Origin of the sequence: Tabrizicola soli (assembly GCF_015999335.1) — a bacterium.
GTDB lineage: Bacteria > Pseudomonadota > Alphaproteobacteria > Rhodobacterales > Rhodobacteraceae > Tabrizicola > Tabrizicola soli.
Window position 1 is genome coordinate 365,289 of record NZ_JAEACP010000001.1, and the last position, 23,710, is coordinate 388,998.

At 66.6% G+C, this 23,710-nt stretch carries 23 protein-coding genes; 9 read left to right on the forward strand and 14 right to left on the reverse strand.

Annotated elements, in window-relative coordinates; translation table 11 throughout:
• Positions 1 to 4 precede the first annotated feature (4 nt).
• The 9 genes from I7S92_RS01760 to iscR all read right to left on the reverse strand — a co-directional run bounded on the left by I7S92_RS01760 (position 5) and on the right by iscR (position 9,166).
• Entirely contained in the window at positions 5 to 1,225 is a 1,221-nt protein-coding gene (locus I7S92_RS01760; protein WP_197641737.1) for a cysteine desulfurase, read from the reverse strand.
• A complete protein-coding gene (locus I7S92_RS01765; protein ID WP_197641738.1) occupies positions 1,218 to 1,814 on the reverse strand; it encodes a YIP1 family protein in 597 nt (198 codons plus the stop codon). Before I7S92_RS01765 ends, I7S92_RS01760 begins: the two co-directional genes overlap by 8 nt.
• Positions 1,811 to 2,299: a Yip1 family protein gene (locus I7S92_RS01770; RefSeq protein WP_197641739.1), complete on the reverse strand. Its 489-nt coding sequence runs from the start codon at positions 2,297 to 2,299 to the stop codon at positions 1,811 to 1,813. Before I7S92_RS01770 ends, I7S92_RS01765 begins: the two co-directional genes overlap by 4 nt.
• Positions 2,296 to 3,597, reverse strand: a complete 1,302-nt coding sequence (gene sufD, locus I7S92_RS01775; protein ID WP_197641740.1) for a Fe-S cluster assembly protein SufD — start codon at positions 3,595 to 3,597, stop codon at positions 2,296 to 2,298. The genes I7S92_RS01770 and sufD overlap by 4 nt, the downstream gene beginning before the upstream one ends.
• Entirely contained in the window at positions 3,597 to 4,352 is a 756-nt protein-coding gene (sufC, locus tag I7S92_RS01780; protein ID WP_197641741.1) for a Fe-S cluster assembly ATPase SufC, read from the reverse strand. Before sufC ends, sufD begins: the two co-directional genes overlap by 1 nt.
• Positions 4,353 to 4,375: 23 nt before the next feature.
• On the reverse strand, positions 4,376 to 6,037 hold the full coding sequence (locus tag I7S92_RS01785; protein ID WP_197641742.1) for a glycosyltransferase family 2 protein: 1,662 nt from the start codon (positions 6,035 to 6,037) through the stop codon (positions 4,376 to 4,378).
• Positions 6,037 to 7,554: a Fe-S cluster assembly protein SufB gene (gene sufB / locus I7S92_RS01790; RefSeq protein ID WP_197641743.1), complete on the reverse strand. Its 1,518-nt coding sequence runs from the start codon at positions 7,552 to 7,554 to the stop codon at positions 6,037 to 6,039. Before sufB ends, I7S92_RS01785 begins: the two co-directional genes overlap by 1 nt.
• A 12-nt stretch (positions 7,555 to 7,566) precedes the next feature.
• Positions 7,567 to 8,610 (reverse strand): cysteine desulfurase family protein, encoded by a 1,044-nt coding sequence (locus tag I7S92_RS01795; protein WP_197641744.1) that lies wholly within the window; start codon positions 8,608 to 8,610, stop codon positions 7,567 to 7,569.
• Positions 8,611 to 8,692: 82 nt separating this feature from the next.
• Positions 8,693 to 9,166 carry a Fe-S cluster assembly transcriptional regulator IscR gene (gene iscR / locus I7S92_RS01800; protein WP_197641745.1) on the reverse strand — a complete coding sequence of 158 codons (474 nt, stop codon included), beginning with the start codon at positions 9,164 to 9,166 and terminating at the stop codon, positions 8,693 to 8,695.
• A gap of 181 nt (positions 9,167 to 9,347) precedes the next feature.
• On the opposite strand from iscR, the gene I7S92_RS01805 reads away from it, so the two are divergent.
• The 6 genes from I7S92_RS01805 (at position 9,348) to typA (ending at position 15,092) form a co-directional block, all read left to right on the forward strand.
• Positions 9,348 to 10,007: an alpha/beta hydrolase gene (locus I7S92_RS01805; RefSeq protein ID WP_197641746.1), complete on the forward strand. Its 660-nt coding sequence runs from the start codon at positions 9,348 to 9,350 to the stop codon at positions 10,005 to 10,007.
• Position 10,008: 1 nt separating this feature from the next.
• The gene (locus I7S92_RS01810) at positions 10,009 to 10,278 is read left to right on the forward strand and encodes a hypothetical protein (protein ID WP_197641747.1); all 270 of its coding nucleotides are present in this window, start codon (positions 10,009 to 10,011) and stop codon (positions 10,276 to 10,278) included.
• Positions 10,275 to 10,859, forward strand: coding sequence for an HD domain-containing protein (locus tag I7S92_RS01815; protein ID WP_197641748.1), 585 nt, complete (start codon positions 10,275 to 10,277; stop codon positions 10,857 to 10,859). Before I7S92_RS01810 ends, I7S92_RS01815 begins: the two co-directional genes overlap by 4 nt.
• A 167-nt stretch (positions 10,860 to 11,026) precedes the next feature.
• Entirely contained in the window at positions 11,027 to 12,241 is a 1,215-nt protein-coding gene (locus I7S92_RS01820) for an NADP-dependent isocitrate dehydrogenase (protein WP_197641749.1), read from the forward strand.
• Positions 12,242 to 12,601: 360 nt separating this feature from the next.
• Positions 12,602 to 13,204: a YitT family protein gene (locus I7S92_RS01825; protein ID WP_242070010.1), complete on the forward strand. Its 603-nt coding sequence runs from the start codon at positions 12,602 to 12,604 to the stop codon at positions 13,202 to 13,204.
• Positions 13,205 to 13,274: 70 nt separating this feature from the next.
• A complete protein-coding gene (typA, locus tag I7S92_RS01830) occupies positions 13,275 to 15,092 on the forward strand; it encodes a translational GTPase TypA (protein ID WP_197641751.1) in 1,818 nt (605 codons plus the stop codon).
• Positions 15,093 to 15,201: 109 nt separating this feature from the next.
• Here the strand turns inward: typA and I7S92_RS01835 are convergent, their stop codons facing one another.
• The 4 genes from I7S92_RS01835 to recA all read right to left on the reverse strand — a co-directional run bounded on the left by I7S92_RS01835 (position 15,202) and on the right by recA (position 20,291).
• The gene (locus I7S92_RS01835) at positions 15,202 to 15,996 is read right to left on the reverse strand and encodes a class II glutamine amidotransferase (protein ID WP_197641752.1); all 795 of its coding nucleotides are present in this window, start codon (positions 15,994 to 15,996) and stop codon (positions 15,202 to 15,204) included.
• 124 nt (positions 15,997 to 16,120) lie between these two features.
• Entirely contained in the window at positions 16,121 to 16,411 is a 291-nt protein-coding gene (locus I7S92_RS01840; protein ID WP_125323858.1) for a DUF1330 domain-containing protein, read from the reverse strand.
• A gap of 1 nt (position 16,412) precedes the next feature.
• The gene (gene alaS, locus I7S92_RS01845) at positions 16,413 to 19,067 is read right to left on the reverse strand and encodes an alanine--tRNA ligase (protein ID WP_197641753.1); all 2,655 of its coding nucleotides are present in this window, start codon (positions 19,065 to 19,067) and stop codon (positions 16,413 to 16,415) included.
• Between the two features lie 156 nt (positions 19,068 to 19,223).
• A complete protein-coding gene (gene recA, locus I7S92_RS01850; protein WP_197641754.1) occupies positions 19,224 to 20,291 on the reverse strand; it encodes a recombinase RecA in 1,068 nt (355 codons plus the stop codon).
• Between the two features lie 204 nt (positions 20,292 to 20,495).
• Here recA and I7S92_RS01855 point away from each other — a divergent pair, with 204 nt between their 5' ends.
• The 3 genes from I7S92_RS01855 to I7S92_RS01865 all read left to right on the forward strand — a co-directional run bounded on the left by I7S92_RS01855 (position 20,496) and on the right by I7S92_RS01865 (position 22,808).
• Positions 20,496 to 21,086, forward strand: coding sequence for a sulfotransferase family 2 domain-containing protein (locus I7S92_RS01855; RefSeq protein WP_197641755.1), 591 nt, complete (start codon positions 20,496 to 20,498; stop codon positions 21,084 to 21,086).
• Positions 21,087 to 21,191: 105 nt separating this feature from the next.
• On the forward strand, positions 21,192 to 21,752 hold the full coding sequence (locus I7S92_RS01860; protein WP_197641756.1) for a lipid-binding SYLF domain-containing protein: 561 nt from the start codon (positions 21,192 to 21,194) through the stop codon (positions 21,750 to 21,752).
• Positions 21,753 to 21,890: 138 nt separating this feature from the next.
• Positions 21,891 to 22,808 carry a peptidoglycan-binding domain-containing protein gene (locus I7S92_RS01865; RefSeq protein ID WP_197641757.1) on the forward strand — a complete coding sequence of 306 codons (918 nt, stop codon included), beginning with the start codon at positions 21,891 to 21,893 and terminating at the stop codon, positions 22,806 to 22,808.
• A gap of 32 nt (positions 22,809 to 22,840) precedes the next feature.
• Here the strand turns inward: I7S92_RS01865 and I7S92_RS01870 are convergent, their stop codons facing one another.
• Positions 22,841 to 23,704: an NAD(P)-dependent oxidoreductase gene (locus I7S92_RS01870; protein WP_197641758.1), complete on the reverse strand. Its 864-nt coding sequence runs from the start codon at positions 23,702 to 23,704 to the stop codon at positions 22,841 to 22,843.
• Positions 23,705 to 23,710: the final 6 nt, after the last annotated feature.

Consider the following 23,710-nt stretch of genomic DNA (forward strand, 5'->3'; position numbering starts at 1 on the left):
CGCCTCAGGCAAAAAGCTCGTGCGCAAGCTCCAGTGCCGAGACCAGGACGTCGACCTCCTCGACCGTGTTGTAAAGCCCGAAGGAGGCCCGGCACGAGGCGGTGATGCCGAGATGCGTCATGAGCGGCATGGCGCAATGGGTGCCGGCGCGGACGGCGATGCCGCGCTTGTCCAGGATGGTGGAGATGTCGTGGGCATGGGCCGCGCCCTGCATGGTGAAGGAGAAGATCGCCCCCTTCCCCGCCGAATTCCCCTGCACGTTCAGCCAGTTGAGGCCCTGAAGCCGGTCACGCGCATAGTCGCGAAGGCTGCGCTCATGCGCGGCGATATTGGCCATGCCGAGGCCCATGAGGTAATCCAGCGCCACGCCAAGGCCGATCTGCTGCACGATGCCGGGGGTCCCGGCCTCGAACTTCATCGGCGGGTCGTTCCAGGTGACGGTGTCGCGGGTCACCTCGCGGATCATGTCCCCGCCGCCAAGGAAGGGGCGCATCTCGGCCTGGCGCTCGCGCGAGATCCAGATCGCACCCGAGCCGGAGGGGCCGTAAAGCTTGTGCCCGGTGATGGCGTAGAAATCGCAGCCGATGGCCTGCACGTCGACCGGCATGTGCACCGAGGACTGGCTGCCGTCGACGAGGACGGGCACCCCCTTCTCACGCGCACCCCGGCAGATCGCGGCGACATCGACCACGGTGCCAAGGACGTTCGACATCTGGGTCACGGCGACCAGCTTCGTCCGGGGGCCGATGGCGTCGATCACCGCCTGCGGATCGAGGTCGCCATTGCCGTCCACCTCGACCCATTTCAGGACCACGCCCTGCCGCTCGCGCAGGAAGTGCCAGGGGACGATGTTGGCGTGATGCTCCATCACCGACAGCACAATCTCGTCACCCGGCTGCAGGCGCGGGGCGGCCCAGGCGTAGGAGACGAGGTTGATCCCCTCGGTCGTGCCGGTGGTGAAGACGATCTCCTCCTCGGACGCTGCATTCAGGAAGCGGGCGATGGTGCCGCGGGTGGATTCGTACTTCTCGGTCGCGAGGTTCGACAGGTAGTGCAGGCCGCGATGGACGTTGGCGTATTCCTCGGCATAGCCCCGCGTCACCGCGTCGATCACCACTTGCGGCTTCTGCGCGCTGGCGCCGTTGTCCAGATAGACCAGCGGCTTGCCGTTCACCTGGCGCGACAGGATCGGGAAATCGGCGCGGATCTTGGCGAGATCATACATTGGACAGGGCCTCCGGCCCGAGGATGAGGCCCATGAGCAACGCTGCCAGCAGGGCCGCGGCGAAGGCCGTGGCGATCATTCCGGCAAAGACCGCTCCGAGCGATTTGAAGCCGTGCAGTTCGGCGATGAAATTGACCGAGAGCCAGAGGAAAAGGCCGAAGCCCACAAGGCCGATCAGCCCGGCGAAGGGCGGGATCAGCACGAAGGCCACCAGTTGCAGGACTTGCACGCCCAGCATCAAGAGTTGCAGCCAGACCACGACCAGCAGCGAATCCGGAAGGCTTCCGCTGCCGCCGAAGGCGCGGCCGACGCGATAGGTCAGGACGGCGGTCAGGATCAGGATCAGCCATTGCACGACCGCGGTGCGGACCGGGCTGGAGGCAAGGAAACCCGCCATCGGCTCGTCTCCCGGCGGGGCGAGGGCGAAGCTCGCCTGCAGCATCAGCGTCGAAAGGACCGCCATCAGCAGAAGCCCGGCCGACCGCGCCGAGAGCGGCACGCCCTCGGCCAGAAGCGCGCGGGTGGCGGCGCGGGGATTGCGCAGGGACAGGCGCGCAAGGTCGCGGATGCGGGCGGGCAATCCGGTCATGCCGCACCCCCGACCTCGGCCTCGTGCAGCATGGTGAGCCAGAGCCAGAGGAACCCCAGGCCCACCAGCGCCCGCACTGAGGTGAGAGCGGTACCGGGGCCGATCATGCCGGCCACCAATCCTTGAAGGAGCATCAGCGGGCTGACGGTCGCCAGCGCCCAGAACAGCGCGATCCGCGCAGCAAACCAGTTGCCCTGCCCGCCTAGCGCCCGCGCGACCAGATGGCTGAGGGCCGCCAGCCCATACCAGAGCGGGATCGTCGCCAGCACGGCCAGTCCAAAGGCCAGGATGCGGGGGGCGGCCGAGGGCTCTCCCGCAAGGAAGGCGTCACGCGCGGCGACGGGCCACAGGCCGACGAAGGCCAGGATCAGGAAGACGAGGAGCAGCGTGAAGGCAAAAGCCTCGGAGCGGCCGCGCGCCAGATGGCGGCGCAGCGCCGCACGCGGCGCGCGCCAGGTCGCGACCAGTTCCGTCGAGACGGTCATCGCCCCGCCTTCGCCGCGTGGCGCGCGAGCCATGCCTCCAGCCGGCCGCGGATGTCCTCGGCGATGGTCTCGTCGGCGATCTCCTGGATCGATTCGGCGAGGAAGGCCAGGACCAGCAGCGCCTGCGCCACGGTGCGCGGCACGCCCCGCGATTGCAGGTAGAAAAGCGCCGTCTCGTCGATCGCACCCGAGGTCGAGCCATGGCTGCATTTCACGTCGTCGGCGTAGATCTCCAGCTCGGGCTTGGCGAGGAACTGGCTGTCCTCGTCCAGAAGCAGGCTCTGGCTGATCTGGTAGCCGTCGGTCTTCTGCGCGCCGGGCTTCACCAGGATCTTGCCCTGGAAGACGCCCGTCGCGCCGTTCATCAGCACCTTCTTGAACACCTGCCGGCTTTCGCAGGCTTCGGCGGCATGGGTGACGAAGACGGTGTCGTCGTGGTGGAAATCGCCGTCCCCGACCGCCGCCCCGGCGACATGGGCGCGAGCCTCGTCGCCGGTCAGCTCCAGCACCGCCTCGTTCCGGGTCATCCGGCCGTTGGCGGTCAGGGTGAAGGAGCGGAATTCGGACCTCGCACCCAGGCGGGCGAAGATGTGGGTGGCGGCGCGGCGCTCGTGGTCGCGGCCCTGGACGCGGATATGGTGGAACTCGGCCCCGTCGGCAACCTCGACCTCCAGCACCTTGGTCAGGCGCGCAGCCCCCGGACCGCTTTCCAGAAGCGTCAGCGCGGCCCCGGCCTCGACCTTCACGCAATGATGCAGGATCGCGTCAGAAGTATTTGATTCATGGACATAATGCAGCGCCACAGGGCGCGTGGCGCGGCCCGTCACCCGGATCAGGACGCCATCGGTCGCCTCGGCCGTGGCAAGCGCCGCCAGCGGGCGCTGCACCGGGGTCTGGCCCCGCGCCTCGAGCACGCCATAGACGCCTTGCGCCCAGTGGATGTCCTTGCCTCCGGCCTCGGCCAGCCGCTCGATCTCGACCCCGGCGAGGGCCGGGTCATCGGATTGCGCCGGGTCGAACAGGCCATCGACGAAGACGAGATTCAGCCGGTCGATCCCGTCGAAGATCGGCGTCTCGTCACCTGCCGCGAAGGGCGCGGCAGCGGAGACTTCGGGCGAGATCAGGCCCGCCGGATCGGTATAGCGCCAGTATTCGTCGCGCCGCGCGGGCAGGCCCATGGCCGCAAGCCGGGCCAGCGCCTCGGCCCGCGCCCCGGCCAGCCAGCCCTTGCCCGCATGCTCCGGCATGACCGCCAGCCGCGCCGCGAGCGCGTCTTCCTTGACCTTCGGCAGTGCCATCAGCCCACCTCGTTCAGAATGTCGGCATAGCCGTTGGTTTCGACTTCCAGCGCCAGCTCCGGCCCGCCGGTCTTGACGATCCGCCCCGCCGCCATGATGTGCACCACGTCCGGCTTGATGTGATCGAGAAGCCGCTGATAGTGGGTGATGACCAGGAAGGACCGCCCCGCGCTGCGCAGCGCGTTCACGCCGTCCGAGACCAGTTTCATCGCATCCACGTCGAGGCCCGAGTCGGTCTCGTCCAGGATGCACATCCGGGGCTCCAGCATGGCCATCTGCAGGATTTCGTTGCGCTTCTTCTCGCCGCCCGAGAAGCCGACATTGACCGGGCGCTTCAGCATCTCGGCGTCGATCTTCAGCGCCTTGGCCTTCTCGCGCACCAGTTTCAGGAAGTCGCCGGCGGAAAGCTCCTCCTCGCCGCGCGCCTTGCGCTGCGCATTCACCGCGGTGCGCAGGAAGGTCATGTTGCCGACGCCCGGGATCTCGACCGGATACTGGAAGGCCAGGAACAGGCCGGCCGCCGCGCGCGCCTCGGGCTCCATCTCCAGAAGCTCCTGCCCGTCCAGCGTGGCCGAGCCCGCCGTCACCTCATAGCCGTCGCGACCCGAAAGCACATAGGACAGCGTCGACTTGCCCGAGCCGTTCGGCCCCATGATCGCATGGACCTCGCCCGGACCGATCTTCAGGTCGACACCGCGGAGGATCACCTTGTCCTCATCTTCAAGTTTGACGTGCAGGTTGTTGATTTCAAGCATTTTTCTTTTCCTGTATTCCGGCGTCAGCGCGGGTCCTGGAACCAGCCGATGACCTGGGTGAGCATTTCGGGCGGGATCGGTCCCGGCGTGACGGTGAAGCGCGCCATGCGGCCGACCACCTCATCCTTGCGGGCCAGTTTCTCGACCGCGTGATAGTATTTTCGGTCCACGTAATCGTCAAAAAGCACCGTGGTCGGCCGCCGCGCGCGCAGGCGCACCGCCGCCAGGCAGGCAGCACGGAACCGGCCGTCGATCAGCACGAGGTCGGGCTCGCCCAGATCGGGGCGGTCCCAGACCGAAAGCGCGTAGCGCGGAAAGCGGGCGTGCTGCGTGGCGGTGCGGGGATAACCCCACTCCTTGGTCGGGCCGATGTCGACATGGTGGACGCGGGCCCTGTCCGATATTCCGGCCAGCGCCTCGGCCAGCCTTCCGGCCCAGTCGGGATCGCTTTCCACGCTGACGACCTGCGCCCCGCCCCGCGCGGCCAGCATGGTGGACCCGCCGCTGCCATATTCAAGCACGTTGCGCGCCCCGGCATAGGCCTTGGTCACGAAGGCGGCCTCGAGGTCCGGGAAGGTCAACTCGAACGCAGGCGCAGCCACCTCGGCACTCGCGGGTTCCGCCTGCGCCGGCATTTCGGCGCTCTCCCTCGGCAGCGCCGCCAGCAGCTTCTGAACCAGGCCGTCCGAGGTCGCCTTCGCCCGGGCCACGGCGGGACGAGCAAGCAGACGCTCGATCTCGAGGGTCACCGCGTCCTGCCAATACAGGATCGAGCGGTCCTCCTCCTCATTGCGATCATGCTCGCGGAAGAATACGCCATTGTGCCGGTCATTCGCCGGGCCAACCGCGTCAGCCTTGTAGCCGCGCCCGCGCTGCTTCTTCAGGGCAAAGAACTCGGGGGTGCGCACGACGTAATGGTTGATCTGCGCCAGGGCCCAGCCGGCTTCCCTGGGCGTCACGGCGTTTGTCCGGCCAAGGGGGGCGCCCCGGCTCCAAAGCAGTTGCCGGCGCCCCGTGCTGCCCGGCTTTCCCGAGCCGGTCAGCACCGCCGCCAGATCCAGCCCCACCTCGGCGTTGACGAGAGGACGGTGAATTCCAACGCTGGCGAAACCCGCAATCGAGGCTGTCTTCCGAAACAGCGACTTCACCTCGAGATTGCCTTTGAACGGCAGGCCGGATGCCCGTTCGAAGGCAGGGCTCAGGAACCGACCGGGAAAGGTCGCATGCCCGTTGCTGCCGAAGATGCGCCAGTTGATCAGAAAGCACTGGGCCGCGCCCATGGCCTCGATCAACGCGTCAAGATTGCGGTCCCCGACGTGGACATTCAGGAATTCGTCCGCATCCAGCCACATGTACCAGTCACCATCGCGGTATCCGATCTCATGCGTAAAAGCGGCCGATGCGACAGTCTGAGGCGATTGTCCCGCTTCGACGGAAGTCCGCAGATGCCGGATCTCGTCCGCCTCGGCCAGTGCAGCCAGCAATTCCTCCATACCGTCATTGGACGGATTGGAGCAGATCACGATCTCGTCGAAACCGATGGCCTTGTGATAGGCTACCCATTCCAGAAGGAACGGCGCCTCGTTCTTCATCGCCGAGAACAGCACCTTCCTTGTCGCGGCAACCGGATGGCCGACGACCTCGGCCAACCCCGCAAGGGCCGCAGAGTTTGCCGGCGCGTCCATCACCCGACCGAGCCTTCCAGGCTGATCGCGACCAGGCTTTGCGCTTCCATGGCGAATTCCATCGGCAGGGCCTGCAGCACCTCCTTGCAGAAGCCATTCACCACCAGAGCGACGGCCTCCTCCTCATCCATGCCACGGCTGCGACAGTAGAAGAGCTGGTCGTCGTCCACCTTGGAGGTGGTCGCTTCGTGTTCGACCCGTGAGGAATTGTTGCGCACTTCGATATAGGGCACGGTATGCGCCCCGCATTTGTCGCCAATCAGAAGACTGTCGCACTGGGTATAGTTGCGGCTGTCCTTGGCTTTCGGATGCATCGACACGAGGCCCCGATAGGTGTTCTGCGCCCGGCCGGCGCTGATCCCCTTCGACACGATCCGCGATTTCGTCCGCTTGCCGAGGTGGACCATCTTGGTCCCGGTATCGGCCTGCTGGGCGTTGTTGGCGATGGCGATCGAGTAGAACTCGCCCTGCGCGTCGTCGCCGCGCAGGATGCAGGAAGGATATTTCCAGGTGATCGCCGAGCCCGTTTCGACCTGCGTCCACATCACCTTGGCCCGGTCGCCCCGGCAATCCGCGCGCTTGGTGACGAAGTTGTAGATCCCGCCGACCCCGTTCTCGTCGCCCGGATACCAGTTCTGCACCGTGGAATATTTCACCTCGGCGTCCTTCAGGATCACGATCTCGACCACAGCGGCGTGCAACTGGTGGATGTCGCGCTTGGGCGCGGTGCAGCCTTCCAGGTAGCTGACGTAAGAACCTTCGTCGGCGATGATCAGCGTACGCTCGAACTGGCCGGTGTTCTCGGCGTTGATGCGGAAATAGGTCGACAACTCCATCGGGCAGCGGGTGCCCTTGGGGATGTAGACGAAGGAGCCGTCCGAGAACACCGCCGAGTTCAACGTGGCGAAGAAGTTGTCCGACTGCGGGACGACGCTGCCCAGATACTGCTTGACCAGATCGGGATAGTCGCGGATCGCCTCCGAGATCGGGCAGAAGATCACCCCGGCCTTGGCAAGTTCCGCCTTGAAGGTGGTCCCCACGGAAACCGAATCGAAGACCGCGTCCACCGCCACCTTGCGCGGCTCCGCCTCACCTTCGACTCCGGCCAGAAGCATCTGTTCCTTCAGCGGAATCCCGAGTTTCGCATAGGTGGCCAGAAGCTTCGGATCGACCTCGTCCAGGCTCTTCGGCTTCGAGGCCATGCTCTTCGGCTTGGCGTAGTAATACTGGTCCTGATAGTCGATCTCGGGATAGTTCAGCATCGCCCAGCGGGGCTCTTCCATCTGCACCCAGCGCCGATAGGCGGCGAGACGCCAGTCCAGCATCCATTCCGGCTCGCCGTTCTTCTGGCTGATCAGGCGGACGATGTCCTCGCTGATGCCTTTCGGCGCATATTCGGTCTCGATCTCGGTTTCCCAGCCGTACTTGTACTTGCCGGCCATCGCCTGCACGGTCTCGATCGTCTCGCGGTCGACGCCCTCGCGGATATCCTGGCTCGTCTCGAGAATGGCGGTCATCGGCGTTTCCTTTCAGACGGCCCGGGTTCGGGCCTTGGCATAGGCGGCGGTCCAGGCTTTTGCAAACCGCTGCACGTCATCTTTCGTCACCCCGGGCCCGATCGAGACCCGGATCGCCTGCGCGGCAAGGGCCTCGTCGAAGCCCATCGCCGTCAGCACGCGGCTGGCCCGCACCTTGCCGCTGGAACAGGCCGAGCCCGCCGAGACGGCGAACCCCGCAAGGTCCATCGCCATGACCTGAGTCTCGCCCTTCCAGCCGGGAGCGATCAGGCACAGCGTGTTCGGCAGTCTAGGCGAACCATTTCCGACCGAAATAGTCTCTTTTGTCGCAGCAGACAACTCCGATTCTAGAATATTTCTAATCTGGGCGACGCCCTCCCAGATCCCGGCCGCCAGATCGCGCTGCGCGGCCTCGGCGGCGGCGGCGAAACCGGCGATGCCGATCAGGTTCTCGGTCCCGGCCCGGCGGCCCATCTCCTGCCCGCCGCCCTTGAGTTGCGCGGGAACCTCGATCCCCTGCCGCACCACCAGCGCGCCGATGCCCTTCGGCCCGCCCAGCTTGTGCGCCGAGATCAGCCCCATGTCGCAGCCCAGCCAGTTGAAGGCGAAGGGCACCTTGCCGAAGGCCTGCGTCAGGTCGCTGACCGCCAGCCCCTGCGGCAGGTCCTGCAACACCCCGGTCTCGGAGTTCGCCAGTTGCAGCGCGCTGCGCCCCGGATCGGAGACCGTCACCCCGCCCTGCCCGTCCACCGGCAACCCGGTCGAACACCAGGCCGCGACCGCATCATGTTCCACGGCCGCACAGGCCAGACCCCGCCCCGCGCAGGCCAGGGCCGCCGCCTCGGTCGCGCCCGAGGTAAAGACCACATCCGCCCCCTCGGCCCCCAGCGCCGCCTCGATCTTCGCGCGGCTGCGCTCCATCAGCGCCTTCGCCGCCCGCCCCTCGGCATGGACCGAGGACGGGTTGCCCACCACCTCCATCGCCGCGATCATCGCCGCCCTGGCCTCGGGCCGCAAAGGCGTGGTCGCGTTCCAGTCGAGATAGAGCCGGGTCATGCCGCTTCCTCTTGGCGGAAATACTCCACGGGAGGTCCGGAGGGTGTGAAACCCTCCGGGGCCGGGCCGAGGCACCGTATCGTCATTCCTCGTCCACCACGCGGAACAGGCTCGGCACCGCCGGGCATGGCGTCAGGTCGTTCTTCACCACATCCGACAGCCGCACCTGGTGCAGGAAGACATAGACATTCGCCGACAGGCTTTCCCACAGCCGGTTGGTCAGCGACTGCGCCCGGGTGCCCGACAGCCCGCCCGAGGCCCCCGCCCCGGTGTGCATCGCATCCACCGTCTCCTCGACCGCCTGCATCACATCCGAGATGCGGATCTGGTCCGGCGAGCGGGCCAGCTTGTAGCCGCCGCCCGGGCCGCGCACCGCCTCGACCAGGCCGGCGCGGCGCAGCTTGACGAATAGCTGCTCCAGATAGGGCAGCGAGATGTCCTGGCGCCGGGAAATCTCGGCCAGCGAGACCAGATCGTCGCCGCCCGCCTTCGCCTCGGCCAGCGCCAGGTCGGCCAGCGCCACCATCGCGTAACGTCCCTTGGTCGAAAGCTTCATCGGCCCCTCCTGCCTTACCCGCGCGGGCATGACCCCATGCCAAGCCGATTGACGACGCGCGCCGCGAGCATTACCTGAAACCCGACCCCTCGAACAGGCGGCCCGGCCGTCTTTAGAATGGTTCTATTTTACCCGAGCGAAAGCGTCAAGAAACCGCGCGCTCCCGCATGAGAAGAGGCCCATGCCCGAGGTTATTTTTGCCGGCCCAGACGGTCGCCTGGAAGGCCGCTATCATCCGCAGAAGGAACGCGACGCGCCGATCGCCATCGTGCTGCATCCGCATCCCGCCTATGGCGGGACGATGAACAACAAGGTCGTCTACAACCTGCATTACGCCTTCTACAACCTGGGGTTCACCGTCCTGCGCTTCAACTTCCGCGGTGTGGGGCGCAGCCAGGGCGAGTACGACCAGGGGATCGGCGAGCTGTCCGATGCGGCCTCGGCGCTGGACTACCTGCAGTCGATGAACCAGAACGCCAAGCATTGCTGGGTCGCGGGCTTCTCCTTCGGGGCCTGGATCGGCATGCAGCTCCTGATGCGCCGGCCCGAGATCACCGGCTTCGTCTCGGTCGCGCCGCCGGCGAACCTCTACGACTTCAGCTTCCTGGCGCCCTGCCCCTCCTCGGGGCTGATCATCAACGGCACCGCCGACAAGGTGGCTCCGCCCAAGGACACGCGGGCGCTGGTCTCCAAGCTGCACGAGCAGAAGGGGATCACCATCACCCATGCCGAGATCGAGGGCGCGGACCATTTCTTCAAGGACGAAGAGGCGCATATGCAGCCGATGATCCAGACGGTCAGCGACTATGTCCGCCGCCGCATGGGCGAGGCCTCGCGCTGAGATGAGCAAGCTTCAGGACCTCGCCGACCAGCTGGCCGAAGATGTCCTCGCCGCCGAGGCCGAGCTGGACGACGACCGCTTCTACGAGAAGGTGGCCAAGGTGCTGATGGCGGCCTCGCCCACTTTCCAGGAAGCCTACATCACCTCGATCCGCGTCCGCCTGGCCGAACGCCGGGGCCGCGAGTTCCTGGAAAGGGCGCTGGCGGCCAAGCGTGGCGAGATCGCGGAAGAGCCCGTGGCCCCGGTCGATTTCGGCGGCATGGGCCATTGAGCGAGCGGCTGGAAGCCCAGTTCGCCTTCCTGAACGAGGCCGACCGGCTGAAATCGGTGCTGCGCGCGACGACCCTGGTCGATGGCTCGCGGCCGGAGAATTCGGGCGAACATTCCTGGCACCTGGCGCTTTACGCGCTGGTTCTGGCCGACCAGGCCGGGCCGGGGGTCAGCATCGACCGGGTGATCCGGATGCTGATCCTGCATGACCTGGTCGAGATCGACACCGGCGACGTGCCGATCCATGCCCGGAACGGCCAGGCCCATGCCAGCCCCGAGACGCTGGCCGCCGAGGCGAAAGCCGCCGACCGGATCTTCGGCCTGCTGCCCTCCGACCTTGGCGACAGCCTGCGCACGCTCTGGGAGGAGTTCGAGGCGGCCGAGACGCCTGACGCCCGCTTCGCCAAGTCGCTGGACCGCGTGCAGCCGGTGATGGCGAACCTGATGTCGGGCGGCGGGACCTGGGCCACCTACGAGGTCACCTATGGACAGCTGGAATCGCGGGTGGGCACGAAGATCGCCCGCGGCGCGCCGGCACTCTGGGACTGGGTGAAGGAAAAGGCCCGGCCCTGGTTCGGCTGACCCCTCCTCGTTCGACTGCGTCTCCTCGTCGGCCGCGCGGCGAGGAGTGACGAAGTCATCGACGAGCGGATCGGCAGGACCTCGGTATACAATCGCATACCGCACTTCCCAAGCCTGCGCTTTTCCGCTAAGACAGCCGCAATCGAATCCCCTGACCGGAGAAACCCATGTCGAAGATCAAGGTAGCCAACCCCGTCGTCGAACTCGACGGCGACGAGATGACCCGGATCATCTGGGACTTCATCAAGCAGAAGCTGATCCTGCCCTACCTCGACATCGACCTGAAATACTACGACCTCGGGATCGAGGAGCGCGATCGCACCGACGACAAGATCACCGTCGACGCAGCGGAAGCGATCAAGAAATACGGCGTCGGCGTGAAATGCGCGACGATCACCCCGGACGAGGCCCGGGTCGAGGAATTCGGCCTGAAGCAGATGTGGAAATCGCCGAACGGCACCATCCGCAACATCCTCGGCGGCGTGATCTTCCGCGAGCCGATCATCTGCAGGAACGTCCCCCGCCTGGTGCCGCACTGGACCCAGCCCATCGTCGTCGGCCGCCACGCCTTCGGCGACCAGTACCGCGCGACGGACTTCAAATTCCCCGGAAAGGGCAAGCTGACGATGAAATTCGTCGGCGACGACGGCACGGTGATCGAGCGCGACGTCTACTCGGCGCCATCGGCCGGCGTCTACATGGGGATGTACAACCTCGACGACTCGATCACTGACTTCGCCCGCGCCTCGCTGAACTACGGGCTGGTGCGCAACGTGCCGGTGTATCTGTCGACGAAGAACACCATCCTCAAGGCCTATGACGGCCGCTTCAAGGACATCTTCCAGCAGGTCTTTGAAGCGGAATTCGCCGAGGAGTTCAAGAAGCGCGGCCTGACCTACGAACACCGCCTGATCGACGACATGGTCGCCTCGGCGCTGAAATGGTCGGGCGGCTATGTCTGGGCCTGCAAGAACTATGACGGCGACGTGCAGTCCGACATCGTGGCGCAGGGGTTCGGCTCGCTGGGCCTGATGACATCCGTGCTGATGACGCCGGATGGCAAGATCGTCGAGGCGGAGGCCGCCCACGGCACCGTGACCCGCCACTTCCGCGAGCACCAGAAGGGCAAGCAGACCTCGACCAACTCCATCGCCTCGATCTACGCCTGGACCGGGGGACTGAAGCACCGCGCCAAGCTGGACAACAACGACGCGCTGATGCGTTTTGCGACGACGCTGGAGAAGGTGACCGTCGATGCCGTGGAAGACGGCCACATGACCAAGGACCTGGCGCTTCTGGTCGGGCCGGACCAGAAGTGGCTGACCACGATGGGCTATCTGGAAAAGGTCGACGAATACCTGAACAAGGCGCTGAAGGGGTAAAGGTGCGCTGTAGCGCACCCTACGCTACTTCGCCGGCTTCAGACGGGCGCGGGACTGGGTTCCGCGCTCTTCCATTTCAAGGTCTGGGCGTTTCCTGCACCCGTCCAGCCGTGAGGCGGGTTACCTAATCCAGCTTCGGCCTTCCACCAGGAAGGCATTGCGGCCGCCGGATACCAAGGGTTCCTGCTGCTCCGCCTTGACCGAAGTCGGCGCAACCATGCGCGAGGAGGCGGGCAGATACCACATGCGTACCGATCATGGAGTGGGCAATATCGCCACCTCACCCGCCTCCCGCCCCGCCGTTTCCGCTGCGCATCATGCCCCTTCCGTCCTCACGCCCGCTCGGCTATGTCGGCGCGGATGACCGATGCGCGCCGCCACAGCCTGATCGATGATGCCCAGGGCATCGCCTATGGCGCGACCATGGCCGCCTTCGGCATCGTGATCCTGACGCATCTCGGCCTCGTCACCGGACAGACGGCGGGGCTGGCGGTGCTGATTTCCTATGCAACCGGATGGAATTTCGGGCCGGTCTTCTTCGCGATCAACCTGCCGTTCTATCTTCTGGGCTACCTGCGCATGGGACCGGGCTTCACCGTCAAGACCTTCCTTGCGGTCGGCCTCCTCTCGGCGCTCAGCCTCTGGCTGCCGGGACAGGTCGCCTTTGCCACGCTGAACCCTTGGCTGGGCGCGGTGCTGTTCGGCTTCGTCTCCGGCTCGGCCTTGCTGGCGCTTTTCCGCCACGGGGCCAGCCTGGGCGGGATCGGGATCGTCGCCGTCCTGTTGCAGGACCGGCTGGGCTGGCGGGCGGGCTGGGTGCAGCTTGCCTTCGACGCCGTGCTCTTCGCGGTGGCCTTCCTGGTGATCGAGGCGCGGCTGGTCTTGATCAGCTTCCTCGGCGCTTTGGTGGTGAACCTGGTCATCGCGATCAACCACCGCCGCGACCGCTATGTGGTGGCCTGACCGGGCTCCCTCTGGCGGCCTGAGCAAAAACCCTGTAAGGCCGCGCCAATCTCATTGGAAACCGGACCCCATGGACCTGCGAAACATCGCGATCATCGCCCACGTCGACCACGGCAAGACCACGTTGGTGGACGAGCTTCTGAAGCAGAGCGGGTCCTTCCGCGACAACCAGGCGCTGACCGAACGCGCCATGGACTCGAACGACATCGAGCGCGAGCGCGGGATCACCATCCTGGCCAAGGCGACCTCGGTCGAGTGGAAAGGGATGCGGATCAACATCGTCGACACCCCCGGCCACGCCGATTTCGGCGGCGAGGTGGAGCGGATCCTGAACATGGTCGACGGGGTCTGCCTGCTGGTCGACGCCGCCGAGGGCCCGATGCCGCAGACCAAGTTCGTGCTGACCAAGGCGCTGGCGCTGGGGCTGCGCCCGATCGTGGTGCTGAACAAGGTGGACAAACCCGACGCCGAGCCCGACCGCGCGCTGAACGAGGTCTTCGATCTCTTCGCCAACCTCGGCGCCACGGACGAGCAGCTGGATTTCCCGCATGTCTATGCCTCGGGCCGCTCGGGCTGGGCCGACCTGGAGCTTGACGGGCCGAGGAAGGACCTTTCGGCGCTGTTCGAACTGATCGTCCGCCACGTCCCTGCCCCGAAGCAGATCGCGCGCCAGGAAGAGCCGTTCTCGATGCTGGCGACGACGCTGTCGGCGGATCCCTACCTTGGCCGGATCCTGACCGGCCGGGTGGAATCGGGCAAGATCACCACCGGGACCACGCTGAAGGCCCTGTCGCGCACCGGCGACCGGATCGAACAATTCCGCGTGACCAAGATCCTCGCCTTCCGCGGCCTCTCGCAGCAGCCGATCGACGAGGCGGTGGCGGGCGATATCGTGACGCTCGCCGGCATGACCAAGGCCACCGTGGCCGATACGCTCTGCGCGCTGGAGGTCGACACCGCCCTTCCCGCCCAGCCGATCGACCCGCCGACGATCACCGTGACCTTCGGCATCAACGATTCTCCCCTTGCGGGCCGCGACGGCAACAAGGTGCAGTCCCGCGTGATCCGCGACCGGCTGCTCAAGGAAGCCGAGGTCAACGTGGCGATCAAGGTCGCCGACACGCCCGGCGGCGAGGCCTTCGAGGTCTCGGGCCGGGGCGAACTGCAGATGGGCGTCCTGATCGAGAACATGCGCCGCGAGGGTTTTGAACTCTCGATCTCGCGCCCCCGCGTGATCATGCAGGAGGAAGGCGGCGTCCGTCAGGAGCCGATCGAGGAGGTCATCGTCGACGTGGACGACGAATACTCCGGCGCGGTCATCGACAAGCTGACCGGCGAGCGCAAGGGCGATCTGGTCGAGATGAAGCCCGCGGGCGTCGGCAAGACCCGGATCATCGCTCATGTTCCCTCGCGCGGGCTGATCGGCTATCAGGGCCAGTTCCTGACCGACACGCGCGGCACGGGCGTGCTGAACCGGATCTTCCACGGCTGGGCGCCGCACAAGGGCCCGATCCAGGGGCGGCGGCAGGGGGTGCTGATCTCGACCGAAAGCGGCGTTTCCGTCGCCTATGCTTTGTGGAACCTCGAGGACCGGGGCCGGATGTTCATCGGGCCGCAGGAACAGGTCTATGTCGGCATGATCATCGGCGAGCACAGCCGGGACAACGATCTGGAAGTGAACCCGCTGAAGGGCAAGAAGCTGACCAACATCCGCGCTTCGGGCACGGATGAAGCCGTCCGCCTGACCCCGCATATCAGGATGAGCCTGGAAGAGGCGATCGCCTATATCGACGACGACGAACTGGTCGAGGTGACGCCGAAGATCATCCGGCTGCGCAAGCGCGAGTTGGACCCGAACGAGCGCAAGCGCGCCTCGCGCAAGGAATGAACGGGGACAGGTGGGGACAGGTAGGGTGTGCTACAGCGCACCATCCGAGTGGGCAACGCAGACAGGTTGCCGCTGGGTGGCCGCAAAAGACGGTGCGCTGTAGCGCACCCTACGCGGCAGCGGCGAGTCGGCAGGGCAGGAAATCCTCCACCATCGCGGTTTCGCCGTCGAAGGTGCAGAAGCTGTAAGGCGGAACCTCCTCCCAGCCGTGCTCCTCGGCCTCCAGCGGTTCCGAGACCACCGCCCGGCCATGGCGCGTGTCGGACCAGCGGTGATAGAGCGAGGGCGCCGCAGCATCCGTCGCGTAGCGCACCGCATAAAGCCGCTGACCATCCGACAGGGCCGCCGTCATCCGCAGATGCGGCCCCTGCCCCTTGGCCCGCGCCAGCCGGATGAACCGCGCCGCCGCCCGCTCCAGCGCCCCGCGCGGGTCGTCGTCCAGACCCTCGGCCAGGGCCACCAGGAACAGGGCCTCGCTGTCGGTCGCGCCCTTGCGGTGGGGATAAAGCGTCTCGGGGATCATCATGTCGGCATCGCGGCGGAAGGCGTCATAGCCGCCCACCTGGCCATTGTGCATGAAGCTCCAGCGCCCGTGGGTGAAGGGATGGCAGTTGTTGCGGCTGGTGGCGGTGCCGGTCGAGGCGCGAACATGGGCGAGGAAGAGATGCGACCGGACCTGTGCGGTCAGGCTTTTCAGGTTCGGATCCGACCAGGCCGGCAGTACGTCGCGGAACAGCCCCGGCTCCGGCTTCGCGCCATACCAGGCGATGCCGAACCCGTCGGCATTGATCGCAGTGTGGCATTGCGTGGCGCAATGGCTTTGATGGATCAGGGAATGGCCTGGGCGGCTCACGATCTCCTCCAGGAAGATCGGCGCCCCGGTATAGGCGGCCCAGCGGCACATCAGCGTGCCCCCGTAGGAATAAGGATCATCTGCCCGGCCCTTCGCGTTTCCTGTCATATTAGCAGAAAGCCAACGGGCCGGGGAAGATAATCCCGATAATTCGGCCAAAATCGGAAGGAAAACCCTATTCGATCTCCTCGACCACCATCAGGTCGCGCAGGCTTGCGCCTTTGGCATGGGCAAGCGCGGCCTGATAGGCGGGCGAGTTGTAGCATTCCACCGCCTTTTCCAGGCTCGGAAAGCGGGCGACCACGTTGCGAGCGCGGTCGTTGCCCTCAAGCTGCACATAGCGGCCGCCGCGGGCAAGGAAGACCCCGCCATGCGCGGCAATCGCGGGTCCGGCCTCCTTGGCATAGCGGCCATAGGCCTCGGCGTCGGTGACATGGACATGGGCAATCCAGAGCGCGGTCGGCATCCTATCCTCCAATCGCGGCTTCCGCCGCCTTGATCGCAGCCTCGGCCTGGGCAATGTCGGCGCCCCCGGCTTGGGCCATGTCGGGCCGCCCGCCGCCGCCCTTGCCGCCCAGGGCCTCGGCCGCAGCCTTGACCAGGGTGACGGCAGAGAGCTTGCCGGTCAGGTCGGCGGTCACCCCCGCCGCGACGGCCGGCTTGGCGCCGGTGTCGGCGATCAGGAGCACCGCGCCCGAGCCGAGGCGGGCCTTCATCTCGTCGATCAGGGCCGGCAGATCCTTGCCAGAGACGCCCGAAAGCACTTGAGCCATGAACTTCACGCCATTGATTTCCTTGGCCTCCGGGCCAGCGGCCTTGCCGCCCATCGCCACCTCGCGGCGCAGTTGCGCGACCTCGTTCGCCAGCGCCTTGCGCTCATCGAACAGCGCGCGGATGCGGTCGGCAAGCTCGGCCGCCGGCGCCTTGATGATCGCGGCGATGTCATTGAGCCGCGTATCCTGCTGGCGCAGATGGTCCAGCGCCGCCTGCCCGGTCAGCGCCTCGATGCGCCGCACGCCCGCGCTGGAGGCGCTTTCCGACAGCAGCACCATCGCGCCGATGTCGCCGGTGCGCTTCACATGCGTGCCGCCGCACAATTCCAGGCTGTAGGTCTTGCCATCGCCGCCCTTGCCCGACCCCTCCAGGGTGCCCATCGAGACGACGCGGACCTCTTCGCCGTATTTCTCGCCGAAGAGCGCCTGCGCGCCGATGGCGCGGGCGTCGTCGGGAGTCATGATCCGGGTCTCGACCGGCGAGTTCTGGCGGATGAAGGCATTCACCTCGGCCTCGATGGTCGAGAGGTCCGGGCCGGAAATGGCGGCCGAATGGCTGAAGTCGAAGCGCAGACGGTCGGCGGCGTTGAGGCTGCCCCGCTGGGCGACATGATCGCCGAGCGTCCGCCGCAGCGCCTCGTGCAGCAGGTGCGTCGCCGAGTGGTTGGCGCGGATCGCCGAGCGGCGGTGGTGCGCAACCTCCAGCTTCGCCGGTTGCCCTTTGATCACAGTGCCTTGCGTGACCTTCGCAATGTGGATGAAGACCCCGGCGGCCTTCTTCACGTCACTCACTTCCGCCATGCCGGTCGCGGTGCGGATCAGGCCTGCATCGCCGACCTGGCCGCCGGATTCGGCGTAGAACGGGGTCTGGTTGACGACGATCTGGACGCTCTCGCCCTCCGCCGCCTGGCCGATCCCGGCCCCGTCGCGGACCAGTGCGGTGATCACGCCTTCCGCGGTCTCGGTATCGTAGCCGAGGAATTCCGTGACCCCGTGCTCTTCGGCAAGGTCGAACCAGATCTTCGCATCGCCCGCCGCCCCGGTGCCTGACCATGCGGCGCGGGCCTTGGCCTTCTGCTCGGCCATGGCGGCGTCGAAGCCTTGCACGTCGACCTCGCGCCCCTTCTCGCGGAGCGCATCCTGGGTGAGGTCGAGCGGGAAACCGTAGGTGTCATAGAGCTTGAAGGCTGCGGCGCCAGGCAGCGCCGCCCCTTCGGCGAGGCCGGAAAGCTCGTCGTCCAGAAGCCGCAAGCCCCGGTCGAGGGTTTGCTTGAACTTGGTCTCCTCGGTCCGCAGCGTTTCTTCGATCAGCGCCTGGGCTCGCGAAAGCTCCGGATAGGCCCCGCCCATCTGCCGCACCAGCGCCGGAACCAGCCGGTGCATCACCGGGTCCTGCGCGCCGAGCATATGGGCGTGGCGCATCGCGCGGCGCATGATCCGGCGCAGGACATAACCCCTTCCCTCGTTCGAGGGCATCACCCCGTCGGCGATCAGGAAGGAGGTCGAGCGCAGGTGGTCGGCGATCACCCGGTGGTGGATTTTCCCCGGCCCGTCAGGGTCCTGGCTGGTGACGTTCGCGCTGGCTTCGATCAGGCTGCGCATCAGGTCGGTGTCGTAGTTGTCGTGCTTGCCCTGCAGCAGCGCCCCGATCCGCTCCAGCCCCATGCCGGTGTCGATCGACTGCATCTCCAGCGGAACCAGCCGCCCGTCGGCGAACTGCTCGTTCTGCATGAAGACGTTGTTCCAGATCTCGATGAAACGGTCGCCGTCCTCCTGAGCCGAGCCGGGTGGGCCGCCCCAGATCGAGGGGCCGTGGTCGTAGAAGATCTCGGTGCAGGGGCCACAGGGGCCGGTCGGGCCCATGCGCCAGAAGTTGTCATCGGATGCGATGCGGATGATGCGGTCGTCGGTCAGGCCCGAGACCTTTTTCCAGATCGTCGCCGCCTCATCGTCGGTGTGGTAGACGGTGACCAGAAGCTTGTCCTTGGCCAGGCCGAAATCCCTGGTCAGAAGCTCCCAGGCGAAAGCGATCGCCTGGTCCTTGAAATAGTCGCCGAAGCTGAAATTCCCCAGCATTTCGAAGAAGGTATGGTGCCGCGCGGTATAGCCGACGTTGTCGAGGTCGTTGTGCTTGCCGCCCGCCCGCACGCATTTCTGGGCCGTCGTCGCGCGCTTGTAATCCCGCGTCTCGACCCCGGTGAACAGGTTCTTGAACTGCACCATGCCGGAGTTGGTGAACATCAGCGTCGGATCGTTCCGCGGCACGAGGGGCGAGCTATCGACCACCCGGTGATCGTTGCGGCGGAAGAAGTCGAGGAAGGTCGAGCGGATGTCGTTCAGCGAGGCCATGTGGGGGCGGTCCTTAGCCAGATCGGGGGCGAAAGCAGGAATTCGGCCCCCATGTAGCCCCCCGCGAGGGGGCTGTCCACAGTCGCGCCCGCAGCACAGGAAAAAAGGCCGGAGGCGGTTGCCTCCAGCCCTTTCTGCCGCAGCCTCGTGCCGGGTTCAATCGTCCAGGACGTCGCTTTCTTCGCCGGCCATGGTGAAATCAAGGCCGTTCGCCGCGCGGATCTTATCCTCGATCTCCATCGCGACAGAGGGGTTCTGCTTCAGGAAGGACTTGGCATTCTCGCGGCCCTGGCCGATGCGCTCGTCCCTGAAGGAATACCAGGCGCCCGACTTCTCGACCACGCCGGCCTTGACGCCGATGTCGATCAGCTCGCCGGTCTTGGAAATGCCTTCGCCATACATGATGTCGAATTCCACCTGCTTGAACGGCGGCGCGACCTTGTTCTTCACGACCTTGACGCGGGTGGAATTGCCCACGACCTCATCCCGGTCCTTGATCGCCCCGATGCGGCGGATGTCGAGGCGGACGGAGGCGTAGAACTTCAGCGCATTGCCGCCGGTGGTGGTTTCGGGGCTGCCGAACATCACGCCGATCTTCATCCGGATCTGGTTGATGAAGATCACCATGCAGTTCGAGCGTCCGATGCTGGCCGTCAGCTTGCGCATGGCCTGGCTCATCAGCCGGGCCTGGCTGCCCATCTGCATGTCGCCCATGTCGCCCTCGATCTCGGCCTTGGGCACCAGGGCCGCGACCGAGTCCACGACGACCAGGCTGACCGCGCCCGAGCGGACCAGCGTGTCGACGATCTCCAGCGCCTGTTCGCCGGTGTCGGGCTGGCTGATCAGCAGCTCATCCAGGTTGACGCCCAGTTTCTTGGCGTATTGCGGGTCCAGCGCGTGTTCCGCGTCGACGAAGGCGCAGACGCCGCCCTTCTTCTGCTCCTCGGCCACGACATGCAGCGTCAGCGTGGTCTTGCCCGACGATTCCGGCCCGTAGATCTCGATGATGCGGCCCTTGGGCAAGCCGCCGATCCCCAGTGCGATGTCGAGACCGAGCGAGCCGGTGGAGGTGGCCTCGATCTCCATCGCCGGGCTGTCGGCGCCAAGCTTCATGATCGAGCCCTTGCCGAACTGTCGCTCGATCTGCGCCAGAGCGCTTTCCAGAGCCTTCGCCTTATCCATATCCCGCTTGCTCCCGAGGTCGAGAAGGTTTGCCGCCGCCATGTCCGTCTCCTTATTCCACAGCCGCCGGGGAGCGGCAATCCTGCCCGATGTTCGCCAAGTGTTCCCGTCGTTATGAGCACAAAGGCGGAACATTTCAACCGATTTCTCTGCAAGACCAGCTTTTGCCCGCTTTGGTTAAGGGATAGTTTACGCCGTCGCCCGAAAGCGGGCGGGATGCGGGATTCTTTGCCGGGAGGTGCTGATTTGCTGGTGTTCTGGGAGCAAAGGCTTGCCTTTCTGGCCACGCCAAAGACCGGATCGACGGCGATTGCCGCCGCGCTCGAATCGCTGGCTTCGGTGTCGATCCAGCGCCCGCCGCTTCTGAAGCACACCACGGTGCATCGCTACCGCCGCTTCATCGGACCCTATCTGGAGGCCGCGTCGAAGGACACGTTCACCCTGGTCGCGCTGATGCGCGAGCCGCGCGACTGGCTCGGCTCCTGGTACCGCTTCCGGCAGCGCGAGGAGACGCCGGCCGAGAAATCCACCGCCGGGATGAGCTTCGACGATTTCGTGCAGGCCTGGTGCCGGGACCCGCGGCCGGAGGTGGCGGATGTGGGCAGCCAGGCCCGCTTCCTGCGGCCGCGGCAGGGAGTCGGGGCGGACCGGCTCTTCCGCTATGAGGAGATCGACGCCTTCGTGCATTTCCTCGAGGACCGGCTGGGCTGCGAGATCATCCTCCCCCGGCTGAACGTCTCCCCCCCCGGCGCGACCGAGCTTTCGCCCGCGACCAATGCCCTGCTGCAGGAGGTTGCGGCCGAGGATTTCCGGCTTTACGGCTCGCTTCCCGGCTAGGCGCGCAGGTGCCGGCCGGTGCATCGGGACATGACAGGCAGCGGGAAAAGGGGTATCCCTTGGGCAAGGGGCCGCGAGACCCCATGAGGCAGAAAGGGCGGACAGATGGACCTTCAGGACGGATTTTCCCGGCGCGGGCTTCTCATGGGCATGGGGGCGCTGGCGCTCTCGGCCTGCAACAACGGGGTGGGATCGAACGGGGCGGCGCAGATCGACGCGCGGGTCGAGGCGACGCAGAACTTCCTCTTCAGCCGCTACCCCGGCACGCAGGACCTGGCGAGCCGGGCCAATGGCGTGCTCTACATGCCGCTGATGACCGAGGCGGGTTTCGGGATCGGCGGGGCCTTCGGGCGGGGTGCGCTGCGGATCCGGGGGGTGACGGTCGACTACTATTCGGCCGCGAAGGGGACGATCGGCTTCCAGATCGGGGCGCAGCAATATGCCCACGCCCTGTTCTTCATGACCCCCGAGGCGCTGGAGCAGTTCCGGCGCGGGCCGGGCTGGGCGGCGGGGGCGGAAGTGCGCTATGCGACGCCCGAACAGGGGGCCTCGATCGGGAAGGAGACGACCGAGCTTGACCCGGTGATCGCGCTGATCTTCGGCCAGCAGGGGCTGATCGCGGGCGCGACGCTGGGTGGGGTGAAATACACCCGGATCATCCCCTAGGCGCGGAAAACCCTGCCGCATTTCCCATGCTTGCGGATTTCCTGCCGCCGGCAGCGGCGGGTGAGGGCCTCCCGACGTGACGGAAGGGCGGAACAGGCGTATCCTGATCCGCCAAGTCATTTTTGATGGAGTCATTCGATGGCGGGTCCTGCGACGGTCCTGAAGGGCTCGGTCGGATTCGGCGGCAAGAACCTGCGCGGCGATGTGCTGCTGGTCCAGGCGATGTTGAATGCGCTGCCCGCGACGCGGGGCGGGGCGGTCCCCGCGCTCGCGACGGACGGCATCTGCGGGACGATGACCAACAGCGCCATCAAGCGGTTCCAGGCCGGCAACCAGTGCTATGCCGACGGCCGCGTCGATGCGGGCGCCAAGACCGAGCGGACGCTCCTGGAGCTTCTGCAGCGGCTCGGCAAGCTTGCCGCGGTGCTGGGGGCGGCTGCGGCCGCGGCCCCTGCCCCGACCGGCCCGACGGTGGCGGGGCCGAACTCTCCCGTGCGGCGGAAGTATGTGCAGACGGCGAAGACGCTGGTGCCGCCGGCCGGGCTGACCACGGGCGGCAGCGGGCCGAAGGGCGCGACGGGCTGCGGCGAGTTCCCGGGCCGGGTCTTCGCCAGGCTGCCGGTGATCCCGCCCGGCCAGCCCGGAGCGTTCAAGGTGCATGTGGCGGGGGCCGGGACGATGTATCTGACCTCGCCCACGACCTGGTGGGAGCAGTTGGCGCAGGCGGTGGACAAGCAGCATGCGCCCGCGCGGAAATGCTGGGTGCCCTTCGTCGGCGGCAACCGGCCGCTGCCGGGCGACATCTATCTTCTGGCACAATACGACAACCCGGCCATGTTCCAGCATGTCGGCGTGGTGCTGGATGCCTCGGGCAGCGAATGGACGACCTGCGACGGCGGCCAGGGGAACGGCTGGCAGTCGGGGATCGTGAAGCGACAGTTCCAGCCGGACGGCGTGATCGCCGGCGAATTCGGCAACAGGGCGCGGCTGAAGGGCTGGGTGGACCTGGACAACCTCTATGCCGTGGCGCAGGCGAGCTTTCCGGCGCTGGGGTAAGGCGGCTGGCGGATGGTGCGCTTTAGCGCACCCTACTTCAGTCGGCGGATCAGGCTGGAGGTGTCGTTCCGGCCGCCGCCCATCAACTGCACGTCCTTGTAGAACTGGTCCACCAGCGCCGTCACCGGCAGCCGCGCGCCGATCTCCTCGGCGGTGTCGAGGCAGATGCCGAGGTCCTTGCGCATCCAGTCCACCGCGAAGCCGAAGTCGAATTCGTCGGCCAGCATGGTCTTGTGCCGGTTCGCCATCTGCCAGCTGCCCGCCGCGCCCTGGCTGATCACCTCCACCACCTTCTCGCCGTCGAGCCCGGCCTTCTGGCCGAAGGCGAGCGCCTCGCTCAGGCCCTGCATCAGGCCGGCGATGCAGATCTGGTTCACCATCTTGGCAAGCTGCCCCGCCCCGGTCGGCCCGATCAGCCGGCAGATCCGGGCATAGGCCGCCATCACCGGCTCGGCGCGCGCGTAGTCCGCCGGATCGCCGCCGCACATGATCGAGAGCTGGCCGTTCTCGGCCCCCGCCTGCCCGCCCGAGACCGGCGCGTCGACGAAGGCAAGGCCGGTGGCTGCAGCCTGGGCGGCCAGCTTGCGCGTCACCTTCGCCGAAACCGTGGTGTGGTCGACGAGAATCGCCCCCGGCGTCATCCCGGCGAAGGCTCCGTCCGGCCCGGCGCAGACCGCGCGCAGGTCGTCGTCGTTGCCGACGCAGGCAAAGACGAACTCGGCCCCCTTCGCCGCCTCGCGCGGGGTGGGCAGGCTGCGGCCCCTGTGGCGGGCGGTCCAGGCCTCGGCCCGGCCGGGGCTGCGGTTGTAGACCGCCACGTCATGCCCCTTGGCCGCCAGATGCCCGGCCATCGGAAAACCCATCACGCCAAGCCCCAGAAACGCAACTTTCGCCATGCCGAT

Coding starts and splice junctions, on each gene's coding strand:
- I7S92_RS01760 (WP_197641737.1), bottom strand. CDS start 1,225: ATGTATGATCTCGCCAAGATCCGCGCCGATTTCCCGATCCTGTCGCGC.
- I7S92_RS01765 (WP_197641738.1), bottom strand. CDS start 1,814: ATGACCGGATTGCCCGCCCGCATCCGCGACCTTGCGCGCCTGTCCCTG.
- I7S92_RS01770 (WP_197641739.1), bottom strand. CDS start 2,299: ATGACCGTCTCGACGGAACTGGTCGCGACCTGGCGCGCGCCGCGTGCG.
- sufD (WP_197641740.1), bottom strand. CDS start 3,597: ATGGCACTGCCGAAGGTCAAGGAAGACGCGCTCGCGGCGCGGCTGGCG.
- sufC (WP_197641741.1), bottom strand. CDS start 4,352: ATGCTTGAAATCAACAACCTGCACGTCAAACTTGAAGATGAGGACAAG.
- I7S92_RS01785 (WP_197641742.1), bottom strand. CDS start 6,037: ATGGACGCGCCGGCAAACTCTGCGGCCCTTGCGGGGTTGGCCGAGGTC.
- sufB (WP_197641743.1), bottom strand. CDS start 7,554: ATGACCGCCATTCTCGAGACGAGCCAGGATATCCGCGAGGGCGTCGAC.
- I7S92_RS01795 (WP_197641744.1), bottom strand. CDS start 8,610: ATGACCCGGCTCTATCTCGACTGGAACGCGACCACGCCTTTGCGGCCC.
- iscR (WP_197641745.1), bottom strand. CDS start 9,166: ATGAAGCTTTCGACCAAGGGACGTTACGCGATGGTGGCGCTGGCCGAC.
- I7S92_RS01805 (WP_197641746.1), top strand. CDS start 9,348: ATGCCCGAGGTTATTTTTGCCGGCCCAGACGGTCGCCTGGAAGGCCGC.
- I7S92_RS01810 (WP_197641747.1), top strand. CDS start 10,009: ATGAGCAAGCTTCAGGACCTCGCCGACCAGCTGGCCGAAGATGTCCTC.
- I7S92_RS01820 (WP_197641749.1), top strand. CDS start 11,027: ATGTCGAAGATCAAGGTAGCCAACCCCGTCGTCGAACTCGACGGCGAC.
- I7S92_RS01825 (WP_242070010.1), top strand. CDS start 12,602: ATGACCGATGCGCGCCGCCACAGCCTGATCGATGATGCCCAGGGCATC.
- typA (WP_197641751.1), top strand. CDS start 13,275: ATGGACCTGCGAAACATCGCGATCATCGCCCACGTCGACCACGGCAAG.
- I7S92_RS01835 (WP_197641752.1), bottom strand. CDS start 15,996: ATGTGCCGCTGGGCCGCCTATACCGGGGCGCCGATCTTCCTGGAGGAG.
- I7S92_RS01840 (WP_125323858.1), bottom strand. CDS start 16,411: ATGCCGACCGCGCTCTGGATTGCCCATGTCCATGTCACCGACGCCGAG.
- alaS (WP_197641753.1), bottom strand. CDS start 19,067: ATGGCCTCGCTGAACGACATCCGCTCGACCTTCCTCGACTTCTTCCGC.
- recA (WP_197641754.1), bottom strand. CDS start 20,291: ATGGCGGCGGCAAACCTTCTCGACCTCGGGAGCAAGCGGGATATGGAT.
- I7S92_RS01860 (WP_197641756.1), top strand. CDS start 21,192: ATGGACCTTCAGGACGGATTTTCCCGGCGCGGGCTTCTCATGGGCATG.
- I7S92_RS01865 (WP_197641757.1), top strand. CDS start 21,891: ATGGCGGGTCCTGCGACGGTCCTGAAGGGCTCGGTCGGATTCGGCGGC.
- I7S92_RS01870 (WP_197641758.1), bottom strand. CDS start 23,704: ATGGCGAAAGTTGCGTTTCTGGGGCTTGGCGTGATGGGTTTTCCGATG.